This window comes from Microbacterium deminutum (assembly GCF_039530205.1).
Taxonomy (GTDB): domain Bacteria; phylum Actinomycetota; class Actinomycetes; order Actinomycetales; family Microbacteriaceae; genus Microbacterium; species Microbacterium deminutum.
The window spans coordinates 157,058-169,869 of the sequence record NZ_BAAAOG010000001.1 but is presented as its reverse complement, the minus strand read 5'-3'; the positions used below and the strand labels follow the sequence as shown (position 1 = coordinate 169,869).

Annotated in this window: 12 protein-coding genes; 7 read left to right on the top strand and 5 right to left on the bottom strand. The window is 69.4% G+C overall.

From position 1 onward, the window contains the following. Nucleotides 1-75 precede the first annotated feature (75 nt). Nucleotides 76-1,608, top strand: coding sequence for a CoA-acylating methylmalonate-semialdehyde dehydrogenase (locus ABD212_RS00790; protein ID WP_344090194.1), 1,533 nt, complete (start codon nt 76-78; stop codon nt 1,606-1,608). Nucleotides 1,609-1,727: 119 nt separating this feature from the next. Here ABD212_RS00790 and ABD212_RS00785 read toward each other — a convergent pair whose 3' ends face one another. Beyond that, a complete protein-coding gene (locus ABD212_RS00785) occupies nt 1,728-2,231 on the bottom strand; it encodes an Lrp/AsnC family transcriptional regulator (protein WP_344090192.1) in 504 nt (167 codons plus the stop codon). 145 nt (nt 2,232-2,376) lie between these two features. On the opposite strand from ABD212_RS00785, the gene ABD212_RS00780 reads away from it, so the two are divergent. From ABD212_RS00780 to ABD212_RS00770, 3 genes are read left to right on the top strand one after another with little or no spacing between them, the layout of a single operon-like run. Next, nucleotides 2,377-3,813, top strand: a complete 1,437-nt coding sequence (locus ABD212_RS00780; protein ID WP_344090190.1) for a DUF6421 family protein — start codon at nt 2,377-2,379, stop codon at nt 3,811-3,813. A 49-nt stretch (nt 3,814-3,862) separates the two neighbouring features. After that, nucleotides 3,863-4,537: an SDR family NAD(P)-dependent oxidoreductase gene (locus ABD212_RS00775; protein ID WP_344090188.1), complete on the top strand. Its 675-nt coding sequence runs from the start codon at nt 3,863-3,865 to the stop codon at nt 4,535-4,537. A gap of 49 nt (nt 4,538-4,586) precedes the next feature. Next, nucleotides 4,587-5,396 carry an alpha/beta fold hydrolase gene (locus tag ABD212_RS00770; RefSeq protein WP_344090185.1) on the top strand — a complete coding sequence of 270 codons (810 nt, stop codon included), beginning with the start codon at nt 4,587-4,589 and terminating at the stop codon, nt 5,394-5,396. A 12-nt stretch (nt 5,397-5,408) separates the two neighbouring features. Here the strand turns inward: ABD212_RS00770 and ABD212_RS00765 are convergent, their stop codons facing one another. Next, nucleotides 5,409-6,803, bottom strand: a complete 1,395-nt coding sequence (locus ABD212_RS00765; RefSeq protein ID WP_344090182.1) for an FAD-binding oxidoreductase — start codon at nt 6,801-6,803, stop codon at nt 5,409-5,411. 68 nt (nt 6,804-6,871) lie between these two features. Continuing rightward, nucleotides 6,872-7,375: an SRPBCC family protein gene (locus ABD212_RS00760; protein WP_344090179.1), complete on the bottom strand. Its 504-nt coding sequence runs from the start codon at nt 7,373-7,375 to the stop codon at nt 6,872-6,874. 112 nt (nt 7,376-7,487) lie between these two features. Here ABD212_RS00760 and ABD212_RS00755 point away from each other — a divergent pair, with 112 nt between their 5' ends. Further along, nucleotides 7,488-8,555 (top strand): threonine aldolase family protein, encoded by a 1,068-nt coding sequence (locus tag ABD212_RS00755; protein ID WP_344090177.1) that lies wholly within the window; start codon nt 7,488-7,490, stop codon nt 8,553-8,555. 317 nt (nt 8,556-8,872) lie between these two features. Here ABD212_RS00755 and ABD212_RS00750 read toward each other — a convergent pair whose 3' ends face one another. Then, entirely contained in the window at nt 8,873-10,495 is a 1,623-nt protein-coding gene (locus ABD212_RS00750) for a DivIVA domain-containing protein (protein ID WP_344090175.1), read from the bottom strand. A gap of 256 nt (nt 10,496-10,751) precedes the next feature. After that, nucleotides 10,752-11,420 carry an NUDIX hydrolase family protein gene (locus ABD212_RS00745; protein ID WP_344090173.1) on the bottom strand — a complete coding sequence of 223 codons (669 nt, stop codon included), beginning with the start codon at nt 11,418-11,420 and terminating at the stop codon, nt 10,752-10,754. 187 nt (nt 11,421-11,607) lie between these two features. On the opposite strand from ABD212_RS00745, the gene ABD212_RS00740 reads away from it, so the two are divergent. Together ABD212_RS00740 and ABD212_RS00735 are read left to right on the top strand one after the other, a co-directional pair. After that, the gene (locus ABD212_RS00740) at nt 11,608-12,036 is read left to right on the top strand and encodes a CHRD domain-containing protein (protein ID WP_344090171.1); all 429 of its coding nucleotides are present in this window, start codon (nt 11,608-11,610) and stop codon (nt 12,034-12,036) included. A 38-nt stretch (nt 12,037-12,074) separates the two neighbouring features. After that, nucleotides 12,075-12,758, top strand: coding sequence for an alpha/beta hydrolase (locus tag ABD212_RS00735; RefSeq protein WP_344090168.1), 684 nt, complete (start codon nt 12,075-12,077; stop codon nt 12,756-12,758). The last annotated feature ends 54 nt before the right edge of the window (nt 12,759-12,812 follow it).

The following is a 12,812-nucleotide window of genomic DNA, read 5'->3' as shown; positions in this document are numbered from 1 at the left end:
CACAACGAATGCGCCCCCTCTGACGCGTGCATGCTCCCTCACAAGGGGATCTCACCGCGAAGAAATGGAAGCATCATGACCGACACCACGACCCTCGAGCGGACGACGCCGTCCGCCACCACGATCCTCGACCACTGGGTGGACGGAGCCACGTGGGCGGGTGAATCCGAACGCACCGGACCGGTCTTCAACCCCGCGCTCGGAACGATCCAGAAAGAAGTGCGGCTCGCCTCCAAGGCGGATGTCGCCGCCGCGGTGGACTCGGCATCCCTCGCGTGGATCGGCTGGCGCGATGCCTCGATCGCGAAGCGCCAGACGGTCATGTTCGCTTTCCGCGAGCTGCTGAACGCCCGCAAGGGCGAGCTGGCCGAGATCCTCACCTCGGAGCACGGCAAGGTGCTCTCGGACGCGCTCGGCGAGATCGCCCGCGGCATGGAGGTCGTCGAATTCGCCTGCGGCCTCGGCCACCTCACGAAGGGCGCGTACTCCGAGAACGTGTCGACCGGCATCGACGTCTACACGCTCCGCCAGCCGCTCGGCGTCGTAGGCATCATCAGCCCGTTCAACTTCCCGGCGATGGTTCCGCTCTGGTTCTTCTCGATCGCCCTGGCTGCCGGCAACGCCGTCATCCTCAAGCCTTCGGAGAAGGACCCGACCGCCGCGAACTGGATGGCGGCCCTGCTCAAGGAGGCGGGACTTCCCGACGGCGTGCTCAACGTCGTGCACGGCGACAAGGAGGCGGTGGACGCGCTCCTCGAGCACCCGGACGTGCGGTCGATCTCGTTCGTGGGCTCGACCCCCATCGCCCGCTACGTGTACGAGACCGCGACCGGTCACGGCAAGCGCGTGCAGGCGCTCGGCGGTGCGAAGAACCACATGCTGGTGCTTCCGGATGCCGACCTCGACCTCGCCGCCGACGCCGCCGTCAACGCGGGCTTCGGCTCCGCGGGCGAGCGCTGCATGGCCATCTCGGTCGTGCTGGCGGTCGACACGATCGCCGACGAGTTCGTCGAGAAGGTCGCGCAGCGCATGGGCACGCTGCGAACGGGCGACGGTACCCGCGGGTGCGACATGGGACCCCTCATCACCGGACAGCACCGCGACAAGGTGACGTCGTACATCGATGTCGCCGGCACCGACGGGGCATCCGTCGTCGTGGACGGACGTGACGTCGAGCCCGACGGCGACCCCGACGGGTTCTGGCTCGGCCCGACCCTCATCGACAAGGTGCCCACGTCATCCGCCGTCTACAAGGACGAGATCTTCGGCCCGGTGCTCTCGGTCGTGCGCGTGGACGGCTACGAAGAGGGTCTCGGCATCATCAACTCGAGCCTCTACGGCAACGGAACGGCGATCTTCACGAACGATGGCGGCGCCGCCCGGCGCTTCCAGCGCGAGGTGCAGGTCGGGATGATCGGCATCAACGTGCCGATCCCGGTCCCGGTGGCCTACCACTCGTTCGGCGGCTGGAAGGCCTCGCTCTTCGGCGACGCCAAAGCGTACGGCCCGCACGGCTTCGAGTTCTTCACGCAGGAGAAGGCGATCACCTCGCGCTGGCTCGACCCGTCGCACGGCGGGCTGAATCTGGGCTTCCCGCAGCACGACTGAATCGGGAGGCTCGGCGCGTTTCGTCTCGTCGCTCCGCTCCTCGCTCAACGACCGGGACTCCGCTGACCCGGCTCGCGCCCCGGCCGTTGAGCGAGCGAAGCGAGACGAAACGCGCCTTGCTATCCCGGGAGTGAGATCGGCCGGTTCTCGTAGAACGTCTGCAGGACCACCGTCGTGCGGGTGCGCACCGACGCGGCCAGGCGGATGTCGCGGATCAGAGCCTCGAGATCTCGCGGTGTGGCGACCCGCACGAACAGGATGTAGCTCGCATCGCCGGCGATCGAGTGGCACGCCTCGATCTCGGCGAGGTGTTCGAGCAGCTCTGGAGCGTTGTCGGGCTGCGACGGGTCCAGCGGCGTGATCTCGATGAATGCCGACAACGACTTGCCGACGGCCTCCGGATCCAGGATGGCCCGATACCCCGTGATCACACCGCGCGCCTCCAGACGACGCAACCGCGTCTGCACGGCCGACACCGACAGGCCGACGACCTGCGAGACCTGCGAGAGGGTGGCGCGGGCATCGAGCGACATCTCCTGGACGATCTTCGCGTCGATCGGATCGTCGAGGTGCGCTCCCGCGCGTGGGCCGCCGTCGCCGGGTGCATCCTCCAACACGGACATGCCCGGAGCGTATCAGGATCCACGCGCGGTGAACCGGAATTCCTCCTGCGTGAGGATGTTTTCACAGGATTTCCTCTCGTATGATGGTGAGGTATCCGGCATCCCGCCGTCCATCCCTCGCAGTTCCCGCAGATCGGAGGTTCCCATGCCCTTCAGCCAGACCCACAGTGCGGTCCAGGTCATCGTCGGCGAACCCGAGGTCGTGGAGGACGGTCGCGCCCGCGGGGTCGAGAACACTGCGGCATGGGCAGGTCTGAAGGCCGCCGTGATCGCACTGCAGAGCCTCCAGGCGAAAGACGGCTCGGTGCCCGACGCGTCCGACTCCGGTCAGGCGCGGGCCGGCGTCGAGGCGATCATCGAGTCGGTCCGTGCCCTGGCGCCCTGGTTCCCGCATGATGCGGAGTACCTCACCGCGCTCGTCGCGGACTTCGAGAAGTGGATGTCGGACGGGTTCGGCGTGCCCGATTTCCTGGACTCGCTCGTCGCCTTCCAGCCGCAGCAGCACCGGGTCGACGGCATCCGCCACCTCGTCGTGTTCCCGATGTATACGCAGAACGGATCGGCGAACCGCTTCGTCGAGGCGCTGATCGTCGAGGTCATCTGGCCCGAGTTCATCGCCGAGCTCGAGACCCAGTACACCAACCGGCTGTTCGTCTCGCTGCGGCTCGTGGACTTCACGCCGGGCTACGACACGAACTCCGCGGTGCTGTTCCCCGAGACGGTGGCGATGCGAGAGATCCCCTCCTTCACTTGGGGTGCGATCTTCCAGGACCGCGAAGCGGCTCGCTACCGGCGCGTGGTGCGCGCGGCATCCGAGATCACGAAGCTCGACCTGCCCGACGAGGCAGTGCGCATGCTGGACGATCAGGTGCTCACCGAGCAGACCTTCGTGATGTGGGACATCATCCACGACCGCACGCACATGCGCGGCGACCTGCCCTTCGATCCGTTCATGATCAAGCAGCGGATGCCGTACTTCCTGTACTCGCTGGAAGAGCTGCGCTGCGATCTGACGGCGTTCCGCGAGTGCGTCGCGATCACCGCCCGGCTGCGGGCGCGTGTCGAGGCCGGCGAGGCGCTGGAACCGGTCGAAGCCGAGATGCTCGAGCACGCGGTGCTCGTGCAGTACGCCGTGATCTTCGACCGCATCTTCCGGTTCGCGATCACCGGGACCCGGGTTCGCAACTACGACGGTCTGGGTGGCCAGCTGCTGTTCGCGTGGCTGCACCAGCGGGGCGTGCTGCACTGGACCGACACGTCGCTCGCCTTCGACTGGGACGGGGTTCCTGCTGTGGTCGTCGCGCTCGGCGACGCCATCGACGAGCTGTACTGGCGTTCGATCGACCGTCCCAAGTCGGCCCACTGGCTCGCGGCGTACGAGCTCGTGCGCGGCACGCTGACCCCCAACCCCGCGTCGGTCTGGGCCCGCGGGCTGCCGGACGAGGTGCTCGCGGGCATCCCCAAGGGGTACACCGACGCTGTGATGGATGACGAGTTCCCGCTGTCGATGTTCTACGAGGCCCTCGAGAAGAAGATGCGTCCCGTCATCGAGTCCACCGCAGGGATCCGAGCCGAGGACTGACGTCCCGGCGCCCCCCGCCGCGCGGCACCCCGGGTGCGAGGATGAGCGCATGACGAACTCCCTGAACGGGCGCACCATCCTTCTCGCCGGCGGGACCAGCGCGGCGGGGCGTGCCGCGGCGCGCGCGCTCCTCGCCGCCGGTGCCCACGTCATCGTCGCTGCGCACGATCCGGAGAAGCTCGAAGTGCTCGCCGGCAACCTCCCGGGGCTCGTCACCGAGGTGTGCGACCTGACCGATGAGTCCGCGGTGCACGGTTTCGCGGAGCGGGTGCACGCGACGGGCGGGCCGGTGGACGGCATCCTGCATCTCGTGGGCGGATGGCGCGGCGGCGGTGGCCTCGCGGCACAGACCGAGGAGGACTTCCGTTTCCTGGAGGGATCGCTGACCGCCCTGAGGCATGTGAGCCGGGCGTTCGACGCCGACGTACGTGCTTCGCCGGCGGGCCGCGAGGCCATCGTCTCCTCGACCGCGCTGGTGCGTCCGCTCGCGGGCGGCGCGAACTACGCGGCTGTGAAGGCTGCGAGCGAGGCGTGGACGCGCGCCCTCGCCCACGGATTCGCGAAAGCGGCTCGGGATGCCGGCGAGCCGTTGCGCGCGGCATCCGTCATCTTCCGCGTCACCACCCTGGACGGCCTCGAAGACGCCCTCGCCGACGCCTACATCGGGCTTTTCGCGCGCGACGCGGAGTCGGTGAACGACTCGGTGATCGACCTCTCGTCATAGGCTGATCGTCGGCGCGCGCCGCGCCTTCGACGACCAGAACGAGGCGACGATGCCCCACATCACCAGTTCCGACGGAGTTCGACTCAGCTACGTCGAGTCGGGCGCCTCCTCCGGTCACCCGGTGCTGCTCGTCGCGGGCTTCAAGGCTCCGGCGACGAGCTGGAAGCCCCAGCTCACCGCGCTGCAGAAGGCGGGACGTCGCGTCATCGCGCTTGATCGTCGAGGCCACGGCGACTCGGAGGTCGGCCCCGACGGCGGTCACACGATGGACCGGCACGGCGCCGATATCGGCGACGCGATCCGCGAACTGGCGCTCGAAGACGTCACAGTCGTCGGACAGTCGATAGGCGGCAACTCGATCTGGGCGCTGCTGGCGGCCGGCGGCGGCGGCGGCATCCGCGACATCGTGATCGTCGATCAGACTCCCAAGATGCTCAACTCCGATGACTGGGAGTACGGGTTCTACGACTACGACGACTCCAACGTCGACACGTACTTCGCGTCGGGCATCCCGGATCCCGGGCGGCACCCCGTCGCGTCGAAGGGTCCTGTCCGGGTCGCGCGGCTGCTGAAGGCCATGGACGTCAAAGCGGCGCGGGCCGGATTCACGCCCGCCGAGCTCGAGCTTCTGAACGACCACGCCAAACGCGACTGGCGGCCCGCCATCGCCGCAACGCGTGTGCCCGTGCTCTTCATCGCGGGGCGCGAGAGCGAGTTCTGGCCCTGCGAGCACGCCGGGGCCGCGGCATCCCTCGCCCCGAAGGGGACTTCGGCGGTCATCGAAAAGGCCGGCCACGCGACCAACATCGAGCAGCCGAAGGTCTTCGATGAATTGCTCGGCCGGTTCCTCGCCGGCTGAGCGCCGAACGCCCTAGAAGGCCTTTCCCGGATTGAGGATCCCCTGCGGGTCGAGCGCGGCCTTGATGTCGCGGTGCATGGCGATCACGCGATATCCGAGTTCGAGCCGTGCCCCGGACAGCTTCAGGAGCCCGACGCCGTGCTCGCCGGTCACGGTGCCGCCCAGCGCCCGGCAGTCGTCGACGATGCGGTCGAACGCGTCCTTCGCGCGGTCCTGGGCCCGCTGATCGCCCTCGGCCACGATGATGAGCGGATGCAGGTTGCCGTCGCCGGCGTGGGCGATCGTGGCGATCACCACGTCATGCGCGGCCGCGGTGTCGCGGATCCGCCCGAGCATCTCAGGCACCGCGCGGCGCGGCACGCAGATGTCCTCGGTGAGCACCGGCCCGAGTCGCTCGAGGGCGGGATACGCGAGTCTGCGGGCGAGGAACAGCCTCTCGACCTCTTGGGGTGAGGCCGCCTGTTCGACGCCGAGGGCTCCGGCATCCGTCATGAGACGCGCGATGGATGCCGCAGCCCCCGCACCCGTCTCACCGGGCTCATCGACCGTCGCCAGCAGCAGCGCGGCCGCGTCGTGCGGCAGCCCCAGCGACCGCCATTCGTCGACCGCGCGCAGGCACATCTCGTCTACGAGCTCGAGCGCCGACGGGATGATGCCGGCGGCTCCGATCGCGGCGACGGCGACTCCCGCTGTCTCGAGCGAGGGGAACGAGCCGACGATTGCACGCTCTTCGCGACCGCCGAGGGGCAGGAGCCTGAGGGTGACCTCGGTGATGATGCCCAGCGTGCCCTCGGAGCCGACCATGAGGGCGGTCAGGTCGTAGCCCGTCGCCCCTTTCGCGGTGCGACGGCCGAGGCGGACGATCTCGCCGTCGGCGAGGACGACCGTCAGCCCCAGGACGTAGTCGCGGGTGACGCCGTATTTCACGCAGCAGATGCCGCCGGCGTTGGTCGCCACGTTGCCGCCGATCGTCGAGATCCGGTAGCTCGCCGGATCCGGCGGATACCACAGCCCTTCGGCGGCCACCGCCTGCCGCAGGTCGTCGTTGATCACTCCCGCCTCGGCGATGACGACGCGTTCCGCGACGTCGAGATCGAGCATCCTCGTCATGCGCTCCAGGGAGACGACGATCGAGCCCTCCACGGCATTCGCGCCGCCCGAGAGCCCGGTGCCGGTGCCGCGCGCCACGACCGGAACGCCCGCTCGCCCGGCGAACCGCACGATCGCGGCGACGTCGGGCGTCGACTCCGGGAGCGCCACGGCGAGCGGCCGGTGGAAGTCCGCCCACTCGGCGTCGTCGTGCGCGTACGCGTCCCGCTCGGCGGGACCGGAGAGCACCTGTTCGGGTCTCAGAACGGCGCGCAGCGCGGCGGCGACGACGTCTGCGTCGAGAGGGTCGGCGAGCATCTCTCGACTCTAGCCATCGCTCCCGGCCGTCATCCGCGGTCGCGCGTGGCCCGGCGGTTCCGGCGCGATCAGGGGGCGCCGGCCGCGACCAGGCCGGCCATCTTGTCGAGGCACTGCTGGAGGCCGCCGAGTGACATGTCGCGGGCTGCTGCGGTCGTGTAGCCGTGCTCGGTCATCTCGAGGCGCGTTCGGCCATCCCCGAGGGCGGTGAGCAGCACCTCGTGGTGTCCCTCGGCCGGCACCCCCGCGGCCGGGATTCCCGCCTCGGCGGGTGTGATCGGCGTGCCGGCGGCATCCACGAATCTGTGGACATAGCGCAGCGCATGCGGCGGGTCGACCTCGGTGATGTCCCATGCGGAGTGCTGCTCGAAGCCTCCCCAGTCGTCGGGGGCACGCATCGTGACGAGGATCCGGCCCCCGGGGCGGACGTCGGCCTCGGCGTGCGGGCAGGTGAATCCGGTGGGTCCCCACCAGGCGCGGAGGTCGTCGGGCGTCGTCCATGCCGCCCACACCCGCTCGATGGGTGCGTCGAACTCGCGTTCGACGTGCACGTCGAATGTCGGTTCCGACATTTCGTGTCCTTCCGTCGTCGGCTTCGGCCACCACCGACGCTAGCGGCGGGCTCCGACGCTGTCGACCGCGGGCGAACAGCGACCGGATGCCGCGGCCGTAGGCTTGATCCTCGTGACCACCCTGCACAACCCGAACATCCGCGGCTTCGCGTCCGACAACTATTCCGGCATCCATCCCGAGGTGATCGCCGCCATCGCAGCGGCCAACGACGGCCATCAGGTCGCGTACGGCGACGACGAATACACCGCTCGGCTGCAGGAGGTCTTCGCCCACCACTTCGGCGAGGGCGTCGAGGCGTTCCCGGTCTTCAACGGCACGGGCGCGAACGTGGTCGGGCTGCAGTCGATGCTCCCTCGCTGGGGCGCCGTGATCGCGGCATCCACCGCCCACATCAACGTGGACGAAGGTGGTGCACCCGAGCGGGTCGCAGGCATCAAGATCCTCAATGTGCCGACGGACGACGGCAAGCTCACCCCCGAGCTCATCGACCGCGAGGCGTGGGGCTGGGGCGACGAGCATCGCGCGCAGCCTCTCGTGGTGGCGGTGACGCAGTCGACCGAGCTCGGCACGCTGTACTCGGTCGACGAGCTTCGCATAATCGCCGACCACGTCCACGGCCACGGCATGCACCTGCACATGGACGGCGCGCGCATCTCCAACGCCGCGGCATCCCTCGGCCTGCCGCTGCGGGAGTTCACGCGCGACGTCGGCGTCGACGTGCTGAGCTTCGGCGGCACGAAGAACGGTGCGATGCTGGGCGAGGCCGTCGTGGTGCTGAACCCCGAGGCGTCGACCGGCCTGAAGTACCTCCGCAAGCTCAACATGCAGCTGTCGTCGAAGATGCGGTTCGTGTCGGCTCAGCTGATCGCCCTGCTCGATGGCGACCTGTGGCTGCGCAACGCGACGCACTCGAACGCGATGGCGCAGCGCCTGCGCAACGGCGTCGAGGCCGGGGTCGCGGACGGCTCGATCCAGGGGGTCGCGTTCACTCAGCCGACGCAGGCGAACGGGGTCTTCGCGACCCTTCCCGATGGCGTCGCAGACCGCCTTCGCGAGTCCTTCCGGTTCTACGACTGGGATGCCGCGAAGAACGAGGTCCGCTGGATGTGCTCGTTCGACACCCGGCCCGACGACATCGACGCATTCGTGGCGGCGATCGCCCGCGAGACCACGGTCTGAGTTTCAGCGCGCTGCGCGAGGGTTTGGGGCGTCATCCGTCCGGTGGGGCGTACTTCGCACGCCCCAAGGGACAGAACGCGCCCCGAACCCCTCGCGCGGAGATGTTCGGCGAGTTTAGCGACTCACGGAACCTAGGTTCGGGGCGGGATCCCTTGTTCGGGATTCGGTCGGGCTCAGCGACCCCCCGAAACCCGGCGGGCGCTCCCCACCGAGCTCAAAGACCCACCGACCTGGGTTCGGGGCGTCGCCCGTTCGTCGGGGCGCACAACGTCCGCCCCAACGGACAGAACCCGCCCCGAACCCGGCGGACGGGTGGCTCAGGACTCGACCGGTTCGATCTGTTCGGAGTCTTCGTGCTCATCGTGCGCGGCATCCACGTCCTCTGTGTGCAGGACGTGCTCGACAGGCGTCTCGTCCTCCAACAGGGCGGCGTCGCCCGCGGCGTCCGACTCGGCGGCATCCGTCTGCTCGGCGAACTCGCCGGGCTCGGCGGCATCCGTCTGCTCGGCGGCATCCGCCGGTTCGGCGGCATCGGCCGCGGACTCGTCATCTGACGCCGCGAGCGACGTCTCGGGGCGGATGAGCTCCTTCACCTCGGCCATGAAGCTGGTCAGCTGGTGCTGCTGCCAGCGCAGCTGACGGGTCCGGTCCTCCGCGTCGCGGAGCACGCCCTGCGAGTGCACGGTGACCGTGTCGATGATCTTCTGCGCCTTGGCACGCGCACGATCGAGGATCTCGCGGGCACGCACGCTCGCGTCCGCCTCCACCTGCTGCGCCTGTGCACGCATGAGCCTGTCGAAGTCGTCGGCCTTCGCTCCGAGACGCTGCGCGTGCTCGAGGGATGCCGCGACCTGGTCATTCGCGTCCTGAGTGATGCGCTCGGCGTGCGCCACCGCCTGATTGTGCAGCAGCAGGAACTCCTGCTGTGCGTCGTCCTGGCGCCGGGTGAGCGACTCCTCGAACTCGAGCGCACGCACGCGGAGTTCGCGCACGGCCTCCTCGGCCTCGGCCCTCGAGAGCGAGGTCTCGCGGGCCACCATGGAACGCAGCGCGGCCGCACCCTTCTCGGCCTCGGTGCGAATGGCGGCGGCCTCCTGCTCGGCCTGCGAGACCTTCTCGGCGGCGTGGGCGGCCTCGCGCTCGACGCGGGCCTCGTGAGCCGTGACCTCGGTCTCGATTCGCAGCCGCGCCTGCTGGGCGTCGACCTGGGCCTGAGAGAGGATCGACTCGGCCTCGGTCTGCACCTCCTTGCGGCGGTTCATGATCTCTTCGCGCGCGGCTTCGAGCAGGCGGTCGGCCTGCACGCTGGCGTTGCGGATGATGAGGCTGGCCTGGTCCTCCGCGACGCGCAGGATCTCCTCGAACTGCGGGCGGCTGGTGGCCTCGGACGTGCCGTCGACGAGCTGCTCGCCGAGCGTCTGCACGCGCTGCTCGGCGGCCCCGGCGCGGGCGTTCGCCGCGGCGAGCTCCGCTTCCAGTCGCTGGATGTCCTCGCGGCTCTTGGCGTCCGCGGCCGCGACCTGCACCTGAACCTGCTGTCCGGCCTTGGCCGCACGCGCGTTCGCTGCGGCGAGGTCGGACTTCAGCTTCTCGATCGTCTCCTGGCTGCGCGCTTGAGCGGCCTCGAACTTCGCGTCGAACTCTGCGCCGAGCCGCTCCACCGCGTCGCGGCTGTGCGAGTCCGCCGCTTCGCTGACCCGCCGATAGCGCCGCTCGAGGAACAGGATCTTGTCGCCGTCGGCTCGCAGCCGAGCGGTGAGCCGGGCGATCGCGGTGTCGACCTCGTCCTTGTCATAGCCGCGGAACGCGGTCGTGAAAGACGTGTCGCTGGCGGTCGGCAGGACGTTGGCGGGAACCGGCTGGCCCGCGCCGATGAGTTCGTCGAACGGAGAGACACCTTCGGCGCCGGCGTTTCGGGCCGGAATGGGCTGATCGGACATCTGGCTCTGCTTCTTCGCTTCCTGATCACGGCGGGCGCGGCAGACGGACGGCTCCACCCCATGAGTCGGCGCGAGCGGATCGGCGGCGTTCGGGGCGGAGGACGTCGCGTTGCTGCGACACCGCTGGGGGGATTCGGCGCGGGAATGCGCCTCGGGTACGCCCGAATAATACCTTCCCCAGCCGAGCGCGATCGCCATCGGATTCACGGTTTCGCGGACCGCTCCACGCGGCGCGTCGAGTGCGCGGATCCAGCTGTCAGCGCAGGGCGCCCACACTCGCGAGCGCCAGGCGGATCAGCGTGCCCCTTCCACCCTCCATCTCGGCGGCGAGGAGATCGGATGCCGCTTCCGCCGGCGGCATCCACGTCACTTCGAGCGCGTCCTGACGCGGCTCGCAGGTGCCGGTGACCGGCACGACGAACGCGAGCGAGACGGCGTGCTGGCGGTCGTCGTGGAAGGCGCTCAGCCCCGGGATCGGGAAGTACTCCGCCACGGTGAAGGGCACCGGCTGCGGGGGCAGGAGGGGGAACGCCATCGGCCCGAGGTCGTTCTCGAGGTGCCGGAACAGTGCGTCGCGCACCGTCTCGCCGTAGCGCACCCGGCCGCTCACGATCGTGCGTGTCATCTCGCCGAGCGGGGTGGCCCGCAGCAGGATGCCGACCTCGGTCACATTGCCCACGCCGTCGGTGCGCACCGGCACAGCTTCGACGTACAGCATCGGCATGCGCCTGCGTGCCTCGGCCAGCTCGATGTCGCTCAGCCACCCCGGGTTCGACGCGCTCGCGGGCGTCGGCGATCCGAACGTCCCGTCTCCGAGCGGATGACCGCCGCGGCCGAACGAGGCGCCGATCCCTTCGAGTGGATCCCGCGGGGTGCCGTCGTCGTCGCGCTCATTGGGGTCGGGGTCTGGAGTGCGGACAGGCATGTGTCCTGTATACCCCCGTCCGCCGATCGGCGAAAACCTCCGTTCCGCCACCGCGACACCCTTGAAGAGTCTGTGCGGTGGGCGTACGTTGCGTCGCGGGAGGGGTCCTCTGCAGTGCTTACCCGACCCACTGCCCGCGGCGCGCCGTGCGGCGCGGGAGTGCAACCACAGGAAGTGAGTACTCATCATGCACCGCGTCACTCGCGCCTCGATCGCCGTCGCATCGCTGGCGCTGCTCGCTCTGGGGGGCAGCGTCGCAGCGAATGCCGCCCCGGCGATCCCACTGAACACCGGTCAGGAGACCACGGACGCCCGCGGCGGCGCCCACGGCTTCTTCGGCTACACGATCGGCGGCGATCAGTTCTGCTACACCCTCTCGGTCACCGGTCTGACCGGTGGGGCGGTTGCGGCCCACGTCCACATCGCTGCGCGCCACGTCGCGGGTCCGGTTCTGATCCCGCTGTCCGTGCCGAACGAATCATCGTTCGACGTCGCCGCATGCACCACCGCCGACCCGATGCTGCTCGCCGCGATCCAGGCGAACCCGCGCGCCTACTACGTGAACGTGCACACGCCGAAGTACCCCGGTGGGGAGGTGCGCGGCCAGCTCAAGTGATCCTCGGAGCGTCGGAGCCATCGGGGCATGATGGTGGTATGCCCACGACTCCGCCGCTCGATGCCGACGCCGTGCTGTGGTCGGCGGCCCGCCTCGAGTCATCCGACAAACCGCTGCTCGTCCTGCTCCACGGCTACGGCGCCGACGAGCACGACCTGTTCGGCCTGACGCCGGTGCTGCCGGACCGGTTCGACGTCGCCGCGGTGCGCGCCCCGCTCCCGCCGCCGTGGCCCGCGCCGGGCTATTCCTGGTACCCCATCGAAGGACTGGAGAGCCGCGATCCGGTGCATGTGACGGATGCCGCGTCCCGCCTGCTCGAATGGCTCGACGCGATCGCGCCGGCCGCCGCAGTCGGACTCCTGGGGTTCTCGCAGGGAGGTGCCGTCGCAATCCAGGCGATGCGGCTCGAGCCCGAGCGCTTCGCGTTCGTCGTCGTGCTCAGCGGGTACGCCACCCCGGGGGAGCTGCCCGGCGACGCTGCGCTCGCAAAGCGCGGACTCCCCGTGTTCTGGGGACGCGGCACCCGTGATGACGTGGTCCCCGAGTTCCTCGTGACCCACACCACGCAATGGCTGCCCGCACATTCCCACCTCAGCGGACGGGTCTATCCGGGACTCACCCACAGCGTCTCGGACCAAGAGGTCGTCGACGTCCGCACATTCCTCGAGAAGCAGCTCGACGCTATTCCGGTCGGATCGGATCGGATTCCGCCCACGACGTGAGCGCTGAAGCAACCGCCCTTGCGATCGATCTGTTACGAGAACGCTCAGGTCGCA